The 14,888-nt window shown below is 65.8% G+C and carries 14 protein-coding genes; 10 read left to right on the forward strand and 4 right to left on the reverse strand.

All coding sequences use genetic code 11. The features are described 5' to 3' along the window. Positions 1-3 precede the first annotated feature (3 nt). From ACQY39_RS03235 to ACQY39_RS03275, 9 genes are all read left to right on the forward strand, one after another. Positions 4-261, forward strand: a complete 258-nt coding sequence (locus ACQY39_RS03235) for a helix-turn-helix domain-containing protein (protein ID WP_171826479.1) — start codon at positions 4-6, stop codon at positions 259-261. Positions 262-329: 68 nt separating this feature from the next. Continuing rightward, positions 330-695, forward strand: coding sequence for a GFA family protein (locus ACQY39_RS03240; protein ID WP_428503452.1), 366 nt, complete (start codon positions 330-332; stop codon positions 693-695). Between the two features lie 873 nt (positions 696-1,568). Beyond that, on the forward strand, positions 1,569-1,982 hold the full coding sequence (locus ACQY39_RS03245) for a hypothetical protein (RefSeq protein ID WP_428503453.1): 414 nt from the start codon (positions 1,569-1,571) through the stop codon (positions 1,980-1,982). Positions 1,983-2,108: 126 nt separating this feature from the next. Next, positions 2,109-2,369, forward strand: coding sequence for a hypothetical protein (locus ACQY39_RS03250; protein WP_428503454.1), 261 nt, complete (start codon positions 2,109-2,111; stop codon positions 2,367-2,369). 70 nt (positions 2,370-2,439) lie between these two features. Continuing rightward, the gene (locus ACQY39_RS03255; protein ID WP_428503455.1) at positions 2,440-2,853 is read left to right on the forward strand and encodes a hypothetical protein; all 414 of its coding nucleotides are present in this window, start codon (positions 2,440-2,442) and stop codon (positions 2,851-2,853) included. A 23-nt stretch (positions 2,854-2,876) separates the two neighbouring features. After that, positions 2,877-3,377, forward strand: coding sequence for an endonuclease V (locus tag ACQY39_RS03260; protein ID WP_428503456.1), 501 nt, complete (start codon positions 2,877-2,879; stop codon positions 3,375-3,377). A 20-nt stretch (positions 3,378-3,397) separates the two neighbouring features. Beyond that, positions 3,398-3,775, forward strand: a complete 378-nt coding sequence (locus tag ACQY39_RS03265; protein WP_428503457.1) for a low molecular weight protein tyrosine phosphatase family protein — start codon at positions 3,398-3,400, stop codon at positions 3,773-3,775. A gap of 196 nt (positions 3,776-3,971) precedes the next feature. Continuing rightward, a complete protein-coding gene (locus ACQY39_RS03270) occupies positions 3,972-4,796 on the forward strand; it encodes an alpha/beta fold hydrolase (RefSeq protein ID WP_428503458.1) in 825 nt (274 codons plus the stop codon). 15 nt (positions 4,797-4,811) lie between these two features. After that, the gene (locus tag ACQY39_RS03275; protein WP_428503459.1) at positions 4,812-8,435 is read left to right on the forward strand and encodes a PAS domain S-box protein; all 3,624 of its coding nucleotides are present in this window, start codon (positions 4,812-4,814) and stop codon (positions 8,433-8,435) included. Between the two features lie 25 nt (positions 8,436-8,460). Here the strand turns inward: ACQY39_RS03275 and ACQY39_RS03280 are convergent, their stop codons facing one another. Next, complete coding sequence (locus tag ACQY39_RS03280) at positions 8,461-9,264, reverse strand: HDOD domain-containing protein (protein WP_428503460.1); 804 nt, start codon at positions 9,262-9,264, stop codon at positions 8,461-8,463. A gap of 208 nt (positions 9,265-9,472) precedes the next feature. Further along, positions 9,473-10,480 (reverse strand): GlxA family transcriptional regulator, encoded by a 1,008-nt coding sequence (locus tag ACQY39_RS03285; protein ID WP_428503461.1) that lies wholly within the window; start codon positions 10,478-10,480, stop codon positions 9,473-9,475. 88 nt (positions 10,481-10,568) lie between these two features. Here ACQY39_RS03285 and ACQY39_RS03290 point away from each other — a divergent pair, with 88 nt between their 5' ends. Next, positions 10,569-11,444: an MBL fold metallo-hydrolase gene (locus ACQY39_RS03290; protein ID WP_428503462.1), complete on the forward strand. Its 876-nt coding sequence runs from the start codon at positions 10,569-10,571 to the stop codon at positions 11,442-11,444. On the opposite strand, the gene ACQY39_RS03295 is transcribed toward ACQY39_RS03290, so the two are convergent. Both ACQY39_RS03295 and ACQY39_RS03300 read right to left on the reverse strand, forming a co-directional pair. After that, positions 11,392-12,165: a substrate-binding periplasmic protein gene (locus ACQY39_RS03295; protein ID WP_428503463.1), complete on the reverse strand. Its 774-nt coding sequence runs from the start codon at positions 12,163-12,165 to the stop codon at positions 11,392-11,394. The two genes, ACQY39_RS03290 and ACQY39_RS03295, sit on opposite strands and share 53 nt — an antisense overlap. Before the next feature lie 66 nt (positions 12,166-12,231). Beyond that, positions 12,232-14,784 carry a cation-translocating P-type ATPase gene (locus ACQY39_RS03300; RefSeq protein ID WP_428503464.1) on the reverse strand — a complete coding sequence of 851 codons (2,553 nt, stop codon included), beginning with the start codon at positions 14,782-14,784 and terminating at the stop codon, positions 12,232-12,234. Between the last annotated feature and the right edge of the window lie 104 nt (positions 14,785-14,888).

The raw sequence follows: 14,888 nt of genomic DNA on the forward strand, positions 1-14,888 counted from the left end.
GCCATGGCACAAGGCAAACGCATCTCCGTGGACATCGACGAACAAGCGCTGTCCTCCATCCGCGCCCTCGGCGCGGCCGCGAAGCAGGCCCGGCTCGCCGCCGGCGAAGGCCAGGCCACCGCGGCCACCCGCCTCGGCGTGCATGTGCAGACCATCGCCCGGATTGAGTCGGGGGAGCCCGGGGTGTCGGTGGGGCATATGCTGGGCTTGTTGGCGCTGTATGGCTTGACGGTGACGCTTCAGCCGCCGAGCGACCACTGAGCCGCAAAGCAAGGGCCGCACGGTGCCTACCCGCTTAACTCCCGCACTTCACACGAGGACAAGCCCGCATGCAGCACACCGGTTCCTGTCACTGCGGCGCCATTCGGCTCACCTTGCCATCCACCCCCGAAAACGCGACATCTTGCAACTGCTCGCTGTGCCGACGCGTCGGCGGCCCCTGGGTGTATTTCGAATGGGGCACGGTGACGATTGATGCGGCGCCTGATGCCATGCAGGCTTACGTACAGGGTGACAAGAGCCTGCGCACCATGCGCTGCCGGCACTGTGGCTGCGTGACGCACTGGGAGCCAATCTCCGCAGAGCCGGGTGGCAAGCACGGCGTTCATCTGGGCAACTTCGACCCGGCCTTGATCGCCTCCGTGCGAATTCGCAAGTTCGACGGGGCGGAGACGTGGAAATTCTTGGATGATTGAGGGGCACGCTGGCCCGTGCGCGACTTGCTGGACCCAAGATTGGGCAAAATTCGTTAATGATCGGCAGATAGCAAGTTAGACCTCATGTATCCCATCAGTGAAGCCGATCGTCCGCGAGAAGTCTCTGAGTTCCCGCAATCATCGGTAGGCGCCCCTTGCCCGATGCTGATAGCGGATGAGCACACTCTGCGTATTTGCTACTACCTCGAAGAAAGTCGACTGTCATCGGCTTGGCTGCAATCTGAGATTCGACCAGCTTCTTCAGGTGATTCCGATGATCTGTGTGCCATGGTGACGTTCTCTTTGGTGCACGCACATATGTTCGGACCACCGAACGACGAAGCATTCTCAGGTCATCCGCTCGCAAGCCGTGGCTTAGAGCCGTATGGCGCTTTTGAAGTTGAGCACTCTTCTTGGCTACGCTCACTTGAGCGGATGAACTCTGTGCACCCGTACCATCGTCCGGAGCGATTCGATCTTTACAGGCATTTCATCCTCTCATTCCATGACACGACCTTGGAGTGCATTGCCGAGTCCTTCAACGTCACCCTACGCCGAGGGAGTGTCTGGCGAGTCCTGGCTGGTGCGCTGAATGAGGTCTAACAGGGCGCTCGAGTGGACCTCCGCCAGCTGGCCGTTACGCGAGAGCGATTGCGGCGCCTGAGGGCGGTGAGGCTGGCATGGCGTCGTTTCACGGAGCCTTCGCGGGAGTGCTGCAGCAACTGGGGCGCCATGGTGACGCCTTGGAGCAATTCCGGAAGGCCTTGGTCGCGGAATTGGCTCTAGTCGAGGCCTTCAGGCTCAAGCCTTCCGCCCCGCGCTCGCTCATAAACTAGCGCCCAAAGCAAAGCCCGTTGAGGCGAGGGAGAACCCATGATTCGTTCGCTACTTGCAGGTACCGGCATGGCCGTGGTGTCTTGGGCTTCGCATGCGGCCGACTCCTGCGCGCTGGAGGCCGCGCGTCGGGTGTCGCAAGGCCATTTCAGCGGGCTGGCGGCGATGTTCGCCGAGCCGAAAGATAGCGTGGGCCTGGCTCGTTCTCTGGAGCAGTTGGCGCGCCCGCTGGGGTCGATCGACGAGGTGCTTCCGCTGTCGCGCCAGACGGCTGGCGTGTCCGCTCGGCGGTCTGTGGCGCTGGCCTCGCTGCCTGCGAGCTACCCCTTCGAGGGAAGTTGGGCGCTCGCCATCACGCGCGGCGGAGCGCGCTATGAGTTCCAGGCCTCATCGGAGCCAGGCTCCTCATGCAAGCTGCTGGCACTGCATGTGGGCCGCCTGGCGAGTGAATAAATGCGGTGACTCTTCGCACAGCGCCGGGCATGACTTGTCGCATCATGTGCAAACGCTGGCATAACTGGTTAATTAAACATCTATCCTGACTCGAACCATCCAGCCGTCCCGATATCTGTCGATCCAATGCAACGCGAAACCAAACTCTTCGCCTGGTTTGCCATCACGCTCGGTGCTGCAGGCATCCTGATGGGGCTGGCTTCACTTCTGGGCCGGCCCGTCCAGGCATCCGGCACCAGCTGCAAAGCCATCTGTGGCCTGAGCTTGCTGTTCACAGAACTGCTCGGCGACCGCGCGGGGATGTGGGTGGGAGGTCTGCTGTGGCTGGCCGCGGGCTTGGCCTTTTCCGGTTTCGGCTGGCGAATCCTCAAAGAGCGGGCTGCTTGATGAAGGGTCTTGCCTGGGTCCGCCGCCCGCGCTCGACGGTGAGCAACACCAAGTATTTGAAGGCTCGAACTTGAGCTCCTTTGCCATCGGCATCTTGTTCCTGGTGAGCATCGCTGTGCTGTCTGCAGGCCTGGCAGGCGTCCTCCGGCAGCTGGTGTTTGTGCGGCGCGCACGCAGGGTGGAGGGGCGCGTGGTCAGCGAGTGGTGCTATCGCATGTTTGGCCGCACCCGGCGGTATTACCGCGTGGAAGTCGAGCTTTCAACGGGACAGCGCGCCCAATTTCGAAGCACCGTCACCAGTTCGCCCGAGACCAGCCCCGCACTGGGCCAGGCCGTGCCGGTTCTGCTCATCGAGCGAGCGGGTCATGCACCCAAAGCAAAGATTGGAACCTGGCTGGAGCTGTGGTTCTCTTCGGCCCTTTTGCTCTTCATCGGCTCCATCGGCTTCCTCGCGGTCGCCCTGCCAAGCGGTTCCAGCATCTGAGTCACCGCAACTCATAATCCCGCATGAAACTCATCGTGGCTGTTCATTTCGAAGACGCACAAGCGACGGCTGCTGCCGTGGCTTTCGACGCCTGGGATGCGGCGGAAGCGACCCGCACTTACCTCTCGCACATCGCCCATGTCGAGCCGGCGGTCCGGGGAGCGCTGGACCTGCGCGAGCTGCCCTGCGTGATGCAACTGCTGCGCGAGCACAAGCTGGCGCCGGAGCTCATCTTGATCGACGGCTTCGTTCATCTGGATGCCGATGAGACGCCGGGCCTGGGCCAGCACATCTTTCACGCCCTGGGCGGCAGCGTGCCCATCGTCGGCGTTTCGAAAAAGCGCCTGCCGGGCCTGACGGCGCAGTTCGAGGTGATACGGGAAGAGGAGACGCAGCCGCTGCTGGTCACTTGTGCGGGCATCGACATCGGCGCGGCCAAGGCTCGCCTGCGCGCGATGCACGGCAGGAAGCGCGTGCCCACGCTGATGAAGCTCGTGGCGCGCCTGGCGAAGAACAAGGGCTGACTGCTGCCGGCGTCAAGACCATGCAGCGCGTTCTCTTCATCTGCAGCATGAACCGCTGGCGCAGCCCCACGGCCGAGCAGATCTTCTCCGAGCTTCCCGGCGTCGAGACCAGCTCTGCCGGGCTGAACCATGGCGCGGACAATCCGCTCACGCCTGAGTTGCTGGAGTGGGCGGACCTGATCTTTGTGATGGAACGCAGCCACAAAGACAAACTGGCCCGTGACTTCAAGCCCTATCTGCTCGGCAAGCGTGTGATCTGCCTGAACGTCCCGGACCACTACAAGTTCATGGATCCGGCACTGATCAAGCTGCTCCATGCAAAAGTCGACCGGTTTCTTGGCCGGGCGACAGGGCCATCTGCCCGAGCGCAGCGAGAACCGTGCGGCCCTGGCGCGTGACCAGCACATGCTTCCCGTGGTGACTTGAATTGCATGGGAAAGACATGCTCTTTCCCTGATGGCGGCCAGCCGCCGAGTGCACAATCGCGCTCAAACTGCGTGCAGCCAGCCGGGCAACTGAGCCTTGAACTGCGGCGCGGCGCGAGGAACTGCGGGTCGTGCCCCTTGTCCATCACTTTTGACTCGGAAGTGTTTCATGAACATCTTGAAGCGAAACAATGTCAAGGTCATCGGTGAGACCGGGCCCGTGCTGCTCTATGCCCACGGCTTCGGCTGCAACCAGGACATGTGGAGCCGCGTCACGCCCGCCTTTGCCGCCACCCACCGTCAAGTGATGTTCGATTACGTCGGCAGCGGCCAATCGGAACGTGCGGCCTTTGACACCCAGCGATATGCCGACCTACGTGGCTATGCCCAAGACGTCATCGAGGTCTGCGAGGCACTGGGGCTGCACGAAGGCGTGACCTTTGTGGGGCATTCAGTCAGTTGCAGCATTGGCATGCTGGCATCGATCGCGCGGCCGGAGCTGTTCGACAAACTCATTCTGCTGGGCCCCTCGCCTTGCTTCCTGAACGATCCGCCCGGCTATTTCGGTGGCTTCGAGCGCGAAGATCTGGAAGGCTTGCTGACCCTGATGGACCAGAACTACATGGGCTGGGCCCAGTACCTGGCGCCGGTCGTCGCCGGCGCCTCCGGAGCGGGCGAAGTGGCGAGCACCCTGAGCGACAGCTTTTGCTCCACAGACCCTGCGGTGGCCCGCGTATTCGCGCGCGCCACCTTCTTCGCGGACAACCGCGCAGACTTGCCCAAGGTGCCGCGGCCCTCGCTGCTCTTGCAGCACCGACGCGACAACCTGGCCCCCGTGAGCGTCGGGGAGTATCTGCACGCCCACATGCCGGCCAGCACCTTGCGCATCCTCGACGTGGAGGGCCATTGCTGCCACATGAGCAACCCCGCACTCGTGATCGAGGCGATGCGGGACTACATGGCTTCTTCTCCCATCGCCGGCTCAGCGGCCTGACATGAAGCCTTCACCATGACGCCTTGGGACGAGCTGCCGTGCGCCGTGGTGATCACGGCTGCGACGGGCCACGTGCTGGACGTCAACTCTGAGCTTCTGATCCTGGCGGGCGGCTCGCGTGAGAGCCGCATCGGCGCGTCGATCGAAGACCTGCTGCCACCCGCCGGCCGCATCTTCTTGCAGACCCATATCTGGCCGACCCTGCTGCGCGATGGGCGCATTCAGGAGATTCACCTGCAGCTGGTCGGCACTGAGCGCACGCGCGTGCCGGTGCTGTTGAACTGCCGGCTGGGTTCACATTTGGGCCAGCCGGCCTACTACTGGACCCTGTTTGCCGCGCGCGATCGCCACCGCTTCGAGGCCGAGCTGGTCGAGCAGCGCAATCTGGCGGAAGCGTCGAATCGGGCGCTCGTCGACAGCCAGCGCTTCATCAAGGCCATCACCGACGCCATTCCAGGGCTGGTCGCTTACTGGGACAAGGACCTGCGCTGCCGCTTCGCCAACAAGGCGTATGAGGATTGGTTTGGGCGGCGCCCCGAAGAATTGCTGGGCGTGTCGATGAGAGAGCTGCTCGGTGAGCATGTGTTCGCCTTGAATTCGGTCTACATCAACGGCGCGCTGGCCGGCCAGGAACAGCAGTTTGAGCGCCAGCTGACCAAGGCGGACGGCAGCATTGGGCACACCTGGGCTCACTACATTCCGGATCTCGTCAACGGTGAGGTTCGAGGCTTTTTCGTGACGGTCGGTGATGTCACCGCGCTCAAGTCGACCCAGCTCGCACTCGAAGAGGCTCAGCGACTGGGGCAGGCCGGAAGTTGGAGTTGGCGTGTGGACGGCGACCAGGTCGTCTGGTCCCCGCAGATGTATGCCATCCTGGGCTGTGACCCCCAGGCAGCGGCGCCGAGCTTTGCGGAGCAGGCCAGCCTCTACGCCGAGCCGGACTACGCCAGGCTCCGCGCCCAGGTGGAGCGCACGCTGCAGACCGGCGAGCCCTACACCTTGGAGCTTCGCTACCGTCAGCCGAACGGCCAAGGCGGCTGGGTGGAGGCCCGCGGCGAGACCGTTCGCAGCGTGTCGGGGCAGGTCACCGGCCTGCGCGGGACCGTCCAGGAAATCACGCAGCGCCGCGAACAGCAACTGGCGCTGGAGCTGGCGCAAGACCGCTTGCAAGCGATGTACGAGACCACGCCTGCCATGCTGCATTCGATCGATGCCAAGGGCCGATTGCTGCACGTCAGTGATGCATGGCTGGCTTGCCTGGGCTACCGCCGCGACGAAGTGATCGGGCGGCTGTCTTCCGACTTCCTGGCCGAAGAGTCGCGCGTGCGCGCCAGCCAAGAGGTGCTGCCCAGATTCTTTGAGACGGGCCGCTGTGACGACGTGCCCTACCAAATGCTGACGCGCGCGGGCGAAGCGGTCGATGTGCTGCTGTCAGCCATCCTCGAGCGTGATTCAAGGGGTCAACCGGTTCGCAGTCTGGCCGTCGTCCAGGACGTGACGCTGCGTCGACGCGCCGAGCGCGAGCTCGCCAAAGAACACGCGCGCCTGCGCAATCTGATCGAAGGCACGAACGCCGGCACCTGGGAATGGAACGTGCAGACCGGCGAGCTGATCGTCAACTCGCGCTGGGCCGCCATCCTGGGCTGGTCCCTCGAAGAGATCGGCGCGGTGACCAATCGCTTCCGCGCCGACATTGCGCACCCCGATGAACTGCCTGAGACGCGCAAGCTCCTGAGCGAGCACTTCCATGGCAACAGTGACGCTTACGTGGCTGAGGTGCGACTTCGCCACCGCGAGGGCCATTGGATCTGGGTCGAGGATCGCGGGCGGTTGATCACGCGCTCGGCCGACGGTAGCCCTGAGTGGGTGTTCGGCATCCAGATTGACATCACGGAGCGCAAGCGCCGCGACGAGGTCGTGCTGCGCCTCAGCGCAGAGCTGGCGGAACAGCATGAATTGATGCGGGTCACCTTGGAGTCCATTGGCGACGCGGTCATCACGACCGACGCCGCTGGCCTGATCAACTGGCTCAATCCCGTGGCCGAGCGGATGACGGGCTGGCTGTCCTCGGAGGCGCTGGGCCGGCCGGTCCTCCAGGTCTTTCAGATCGTCAATGAAGAGACCCGCGAACCCGCGCCTGACCCGGTGGCCGCGTGCATGGCCGAAGGCCGCATCGTCGGCTTGGCCCACCAGACGATCCTGATCTCGCGGGACAACACCGAGTACGGCATCCAAGACTCTGCCGCCCCCATCCTGAACGCACGGGGAGACATGCTGGGCGTCGTGCTGGTGTTCCATGACGTCAGCGAGCAGCGCCGCCTGAGCGGCGAGATGACCTACCGCGCCACCCACGACGCTCTGACCGGCTTGGTCAATCGGGCCGAGTTTGAGACGCGCATGCTGCGCACGCTGCGTAATGCACAAGAGAACGACAGCCATCACGCGCTGATGTACATCGATCTGGATCAGTTCAAACTGGTCAACGATGCCTGTGGCCATGCCATCGGCGATCAGCTGCTGCAACAGGTCAGCAAGCTGCTGGCCGACGCCGTGCGCACTCGCGACACCCTGGCTCGCCTCGGCGGTGATGAGTTCGCGATCATCCTGGAACACTGCACGATGGAGCAGGCGAGTCGCGTCGCTCAGAAGATCTGCGACCGCATGAATGATTTCCGCTTCATCCACGAGGACCGGCGCTTCCGCATTGGCACCAGCATCGGCCTCGTGCCCGTGGACAAGCGCTGGGCCAGCACCGCGGCCATCCAGCAGGCCGCGGACACCTCGTGCTACGCCGCCAAGGAAGCCGGCCGAAATCGTGTCCACGCCTGGTTCGACAGCGACGCCGCCATGCGCGCCCGGAGCCACGAGATCCAGTGGACCTCCAGAATCGAGAGCGCGCTGGATGGCGATGGTTTCGAGCTGTTCGCGCAACGCATCGAATGCCTGAAGGGGCAGGCGCAAGGCATTCATGCCGAGGTCCTGCTGCGCATGCGCAACGCGGATGGAACCCTGGTTCAGCCTGGCTCCTTCCTGCCAGCGGCCGAACGTTTTCATTTGGTCTCGCGGGTGGATCGTTGGGTGCTGAGCCGATCGGCGCAGTGGCTGCGAAACCTGGCTTCGCCCGAGCGCATCGAGAGTCTGAGCGTCAACCTTTCAGGGCAATCGGTCGGGGACCGGGCCTTCCACGCCTGGGCCTACGAACTGCTCGCCCAGCTGGGGCCGGCGGTCTGTTCCAAGCTGTGCCTTGAAATCACCGAAACCGTTGCGGTGACCAACCTCGCCGACGCGGCGGTCTTCATCGAGCAGGTCCGAGCAGCCGGGGTGAAGGTTTCGCTGGACGACTTTGGCGCGGGTGCCTCTTCGTTCGGCTATCTGAAGGCCTTGCCGGTGGACTACCTCAAGATCGACGGACAGTACATCCGCACCTTGGTCAGTGACCCGTTGAACGACGCTGCAGTGCGCTGTTTCAACGATGTCGCCCGGCTGATGGGCCTGAAGACCGTGGCCGAATTCGTGGACAGCACCGACGTGCTGAATCGCCTGCAGGCCATCGGCGTGGACTATGCGCAAGGCTATCTTCTGCACCGCCCTGAGCCCATCGGCAGCCTGCTCGAAGCCAGGGTGCAAGCCCTGACCTGAAGACCATTGAATGCCTCGCCCGCGGTCACGGACTGGCGGCGCGGCCATCCGCAAGGGCCGGAATCACCGCTGTGATCTTTGCGGGATCGATCGCCAGCTGCTCGGCCAGCCGATCGACACAGCGATCGAGATCCGCAGAGCAGCTCAGGATGCGATGCGCCAAAGCAGACACAGCGCAGACGGCCCGATGGCTGTCTTGGCCGGGCAGTTCCAGCGTCCGGTGGAACTCCACATGGTGGCGCACGCTGTGAACCGCGGAAGGCCGCAAACCCCAGGTCTCGCACAGTGCGGCGCCGAGAATGTCGTGCGAAGCGCCGAACGCGTGCTGCTCCAAGGCGATCAACACGCCGTCGTCACTCGATGCTTGGGCCCACAGGCTGCGATAGCGTGCTGGCGCGTGGCGAAACAGCAGGGCCTTGCCGCACTCTTCGAACAGTCCGGCGGAATGCGCTGCCCAGGCATCAAAACCAAGGGACTGGCCCAAGGTTCCCATCAACTCGGCGCGCGCCGCAGCGCGTTGCCAAAGAAGGTCCAACTCAGGAACCTGCGGGAACGCGGCACGCAGGCCATGCTGCAAGGTGATGCCGCCCACCTGCCGAAAGCCAAGGTAGTTGATCGCTTCGCGCACCGTCTGGATTCGGCCTGACAGCTTGAACAACGCCGAGTTGACCGTTCTGAGCAGGGCCGAGGCCAGCGCCATGTCGGACTCGATCAACTCACTCAAGGTGGCGAGGTCGCAGGTCGGCCGCGCCAACAGCGCCGCCATCTGCGCGAGCGCCGCCGGTGGTGCCGGCAGATCCAAGTCCAGTGCACTGCGCCCGGCATCCATCGATTGATATCTCAAACACAAGCTCCTGATGCCGGCGGCCTTGGCCGAAATTACCCACCGCCCGATGCGAACGCTGTGCGGCAGATCCTAGCGGAACCCGACACCTGACAGTCCATGCCCGGAGGCCAGCAAACCCCTCTTTCTCAAGCGAGGGCCCTCGATTGCACCTACCTCTCCAAGGCAGGACACCATGGCCGTTTGGCTCGGGCTACCCACCCTGCCGATACTGCGCCCGATAGCCCTGCGGCGTCAGCCCCGTGGTCTGCTTGAACATGCGGTGCAAGGCGGCCTCGGTGCTGAAGCCCAGGTCTTCGGCCAGGCGCTTCAGGGGCTCGGGGCCACGCGAGAGGCGCTCGGCCACCTGGCGCAGTTTGACGCGGCGCAGCCAGCTGGCGGCGGGCAGGCCGGTGGCGGCTTGCACATGGCGGCTCAGGGTGCGCGGTGACAACTTCAGCGCTGCTGCTGCGGCCGGCACGGTCAGCGCCACGGCCGGGGTGCGCTGGGCCCAGAGCAGCAGCTCGCGCAGCCAGGGTTCGCGCAGCGCCATCAAGCTGACCGCGGCAAAGGCCGGGTGGCGCTGGCGCGGCTGGGGCAGCATCAAGACCTCTTGCACCTCGCGCAGACTCTCAATCTCCATGCGGCGCGCCAGCTGGTCCAGCATCAGGGCCAGGTAGCCGTTGGCACCGGCCGCGGTGACCGTGCTGTCGCTGTCCACCAGGGCCTCGTCGAACTGCCAGGCCACCTGAGGGAACAAGGCCTGAAGCTGCGGCGCCAGCCACCAGGTGGCCGTGGCCGCTCGGCCCTGCAGCCGGCCGCTGGCGGCGAGCAAGGGCACGCCGGCGCAATAGCTCCAGAGCGCGCAATGGGCGGGCAAAGCGCGCAGGGCGGCGATCTCGGCACGGCGGGCCTGCAGGGTCTGTTGCAAGCCTTCCAGGGAACTGACCCACAGGCCGGGCAGCAGCAGGGCATCAAGCTCATCCGCGCTGTCGACCAAGGCGCCCGCCGGTGTCAGCGCTGGCCCGCCCTCGCCTCCATTCACCGGCCGGCCATCCACCGTCAACCAGCGCCAGCGCATCAACTCCCGGCCGGCGCGCAGATTGGCCGCGCGCAGCAAGTCGGCCACGGCGAACAAGCCGGCCGGCATGCAGCCCTCGAACAGCAGCAGGCCCAGGGTGAAGGGCGGGCCTGCGGCCGTGCGGCGAATTGAAGATGGCATGAATGGCTAATTTAATTTCCGATTCAGCCATTTTGCGGGCGGGTTGAACTTTCAACAATGGCGCCATCCCCTCTCACACCGGTCCGCCATGAAGATCACCCAGCTCCGCAATGCCACCGTCGTGCTCGAGTTCCACAGCCAGGGTCAGGACATCACGTTCCTGGTCGACCCCATGCTGGCCGAAGCCGGCGCCCTGCCCGCCCTGCGCTACTTCGGCGGCCAGCGACGCCGCAATCCGCTGGTGCCCCTGCCGCCCGGCAGCGAAGCCCTGCTGGGCCGCGTCAGCCACGGCCTGATCACGCATTGCCAGCGAGGCCATTTCGACCATCTGGACCGCGCCGGCAAGCGCTGGCTGCGCGAAGCCGCCGTGCCCGTGCTGGCCATGCCGCGCGATGCCGACTACTTGCGCCAGCGCGGCCTGCAGGTGCAGGCCCTGCAAGGCCCGGGCCGCCAGCCTCTGCTGCCCGCGCAACTCAGCGGCGCCTTCATCACGCCGATTCCCTGCGTGCATGGCCGCGGCATCGCCGGCCTGCTGATGGAGCATGGCCACGGCTATCTGATCGAGGTGGACGGCGAACCCAGCGTCTACCTGGCTGGCGACACGGTGATGTGCGAGCCGCTGCGTTACTGCCTGAGCGAGCTGCGCCCCGATGTGGCGGTGCTGCCGGCCGGCGGCGCCCGCTTCGACCTGGGCGCCGAGATCCTGCTGACGCCCGAGGAGCTGATCGAGGCCGCCGCGCTGTGCCCGGGCACGCAAATCGTCGCCAACCATCTGGAGGCACTGGACCATTGCCCCGGCACGCGGGCAATGGTGCGCGAATTGGCGCGGGCGCGCGGGCTGGAGGATCGGGTCTGGGTGCCGGAGGATGGCGACACGCTGAACTTCCCAGCCGGCGCAATCGCTCAGGCACTCAGTCTTTCAGGTACTTGTCGTAAATCGCCTGAAAACGCCCCGAGTCTTTGAGCTGCTTGAGGCCCAGGTTGAAGTCATCGCGGATGCGCGGGTCGCGGAAGACTGGGCGGTAATCCTGCGGGTTCAGCTTGACGAAGGCGGTTTCGTCCACGGGCTGCAAGTCTGCAAAGCCTTCTTGCTTGAGCTGCAGGCTGAAGTACTTGAAGATATTGCGGTCGCTGAGCACCACGTCGTAGCGGCCCAGCATCAGGGTCTTGACCTGCACCGACTGGTCGTTGATCTCGGTGTAAAGCCCGGCGCGACGCACCGGCCCCAACCACTCGGAATAACGCTTGATCGCACCGGCAAAGGACACCACGCTCAGCCCCTTCAGGTCGGCGGGAGTGCTGATTTTGAGCTGGCGCCGACTCAGGGTGATGAAGACGTTGTCGTAAGTCACGGCTGGGTCGGCGTAGTGGCCGCCGGCGGGGCTCAGGTCCTGACCGAGGTCGGTCATGACCGCATCGACCGTGCCGTCGCGGAAGGACACCGGGATGCGGGCAAAGGGAAAGTACTGCGGCTTGAGCTGGTGCCCTTTGTAGGCCAGAGCACCGCGGATCACCTCCAGCTCGATGCCGCTGTCGGTCTTTGGGAAGCAAAAGGGCGGGATCTTCTCGCCGAAGGCCATGCGAACTTCGGCCGCCGAAGCCGCGCCGGGCAGCAGAGCCAGCAAGACGGGCACAGCCACCGCGAACAGCGCCCGCGGGTGGAAATATCTGCGCTCCATCGTCATGGTCTACCCCTCCCACGGAGAACTCATCCGACAGGGGAAAGGCTATCACAGGGTCAGGCCGGCGGCTCAGGCGCGTGCACCACTCCAGCGCCGCAAGCTCAGCAGCAGCACCAGCATCACCACGCCCGTGCCCAGGCCCAGGCCCAGCAACTGCGGGCTCAGCGCTCCGAAGCGGAAGACCTCGCGCAGCGGTGCCAGCCAGAACACGGCGGCCAGCAGCGCACCGGTGGCAGCCAGCACCTGCCACAGCACGCGGTTGGGGCGCAACAGGGCCTCGCGCCAGCGCCCGCCCAGGCTGCGGCTGGCCAGGATCAGGGCGATATTGCAGCTGACCAGGGCAACGAAAGCGGTGGCGCGCAAGGCCGCCTCGTCCAGGCCGCGCTGCAAGAGAAATGCGTACAAGCCGCCCACCACCGCCAGGATCAGCCCGCCTTGGGCCACGCTCCAGGCGATCAGCCGGCCCGAGAACAGCGGCGCGGCCGGGTCGCGCGGCGGCCGCGTCATGACATCGGCCTCCTCTTCCTCGGCCTCGAAGACGATGGAGCAGACCGGGTCGATCAGCAGCTCCAGAAAGGCGATGTGCACCGGGGACAGCAGCAGTGGCCAGCCGAACAGCAAAGGCAGCACGGACAGGCCGGCAATCGGCACATGGACGGCCAGCACGAAGGCCATGGCCTTGTGCAGGTTGTCGTAGATGCGCCGGCCCAGGCGCACCGCGCCGACGATGGCCGAGAACTGGTCGTCCAGCAGCACCAGGCTCGACGCTTCGCGGGCCACATCGGTGCCGCGGCCGCCCATGGCGATGCCGATATGGGCGGCCTTCAGCGAGGGCGCGTCATTGACGCCGTCGCCCGTCATGGCCACCACCTCGCCCTGGGCTTGCAAGGCCTCGACGATGCGCAGCTTCTGCTCCGGCTTGATGCGGGCGAACACGCTGGCTTGGGCCAGGCGCTGGCTCAGCTCGGTGTCGGACATTTCCGCCAGCTCGGCGCCGGTGATGGGCGCCTGCTCGGTGTTCAGGCCGGCCTGGGCTGCGATGGCGCGCGCCGTGGCCGGGTGGTCGCCGGTGATCATGATGACGCGCAGGCCGGCGGCGCGGCACTGGGCAATCGCCTCGGGCACCTCAGGGCGCAGCGGGTCGGCAAAAGCCAGCAGGCCCAGGAACTGCAGCTCGAAGTCCTGCAGGCCGGCGGGCCACGGGGCGGCCTGCAAAGAGGTGTCAGCCTGCGCCACGCCCAGCACGCGCAGGCCGCGCTCGGCCATGGCCTGCGTCTCGGCCGCCACCTGCGCGCGCTGCGCCTCGCTGAGGCCGCACAGCGCCGCCACCGCCTCGGCCGCGCCCTTCACGGCCAGGCGCGAACCGGCGATGCCCGCGCCCTGCCAGACATGGCCCATGGCCGGCAGCTCGGGGCTGAGCCCGTACTCGTGGGCCAGGGTCCAGCCGGCATGGCGGCGTGCGGCCGGCAGCTGGCCTTCGGCCAGGCCATGCAGGGCCCGTTCCATGGCATCGACGGGCGCGATTTCGCTGGCCAGCAGGGCCACTTCGAGCAGGTCCAACAAAGCCTCGGGCACCGGCTGGCCCTGGGCGCTGACCCAGCGGACCGGGCTCTCGCCGAGGCGGGCCAGTTCGGCCACGGCCATCTCGTTGACGGTCAGAGTGCCGGTCTTGTCGCTGCACAGCACGGTGGCCGCGCCCAGGGTCTCGATGGTGGCGGCGCGCCGCGCCAGCACGCGCTGCTTGGACAGGCGCCAGGCGCCCATGGCCATGAAGACGGTCAGGATCAGCAGGAACTCCTGCGGCAGCATGGACATGGCCAGGGTGATGCCGGCCAGCACACCGCCCAGCCAGTCGCCGCGCAAGAGGCCGAAGAGCAAGAGCACCAGCACGCTCAAACTGAGGCCCAGGATGGAGAACAGGCGCACCAGGCGGCGTGTCTGCTGGTTCAGCGGCGTGGGCAGGATCTCGATCTCGGCCAGCGAGCTGCCGATGCGGCCGATCTCGCTGCGCGGGCCGGTGGCCGTCACGCGCGCCCAGCCCTGGCCGCTGACGACCAGGGAGCCACCGACCACGCGCGCCTGCTCGGCCGTGCCGCCCAGCCGCTTCTCCACCGCCACCGATTCGCCGCTGAGCAGAGACTCGTCGGTCTGCAGGTCATGGCTGCTGAGCAGCTCTGCATCGGCCGCCACCCGGTCGCCTTCTTCCAGCAGCAGCAGGTCACCGCAGACCACCTCGCGGCCGGCGATGCGCAAGGTCTGCCCGCCTCGCCGCACCAGGGCGCGCGGGCTGGTCAGGTCGCGCAGGGCTTCCAGCACCTTGGCCGTGCGTTGCTCCTGGCTGACGCTGATGATCACCGTCAGCAACACAAAAGCCAGCAGCATCAGCGCCTCGCCGCGGTTGCCCAGCAGCAGGTAGATGGCGCCGGCCGCCAGCAAGAGCTGCAGCATGGGCTCGCGGATCAGCTCGGCCAGGATGTGCCAGACCGTGCGGTGCTTGGGCGGGCTCAGCTCATTGGGCCCGTCTTGGGCCAGCAAGCGGGCAGCCTCGGCCGGGCTCAGGCCGGCGTCCTGGCTGTCGGTTTTTTCCACGTCGTCCGTTGCGGCTGCTTGGGGTGCATTCATGGTGACAGAGTATGGCCAGAGCCGTGACACAGGCATGTAGGAGAGCGCCGCGCTCGGCTTTACCGCGCCGCTTAAGAAAGCGCTAAGCCTGGGCGAGCAGCATG

This window comes from Roseateles sp. (assembly GCF_965262435.1).
GTDB lineage: Bacteria > Pseudomonadota > Gammaproteobacteria > Burkholderiales > Burkholderiaceae_C > Paucibacter_A.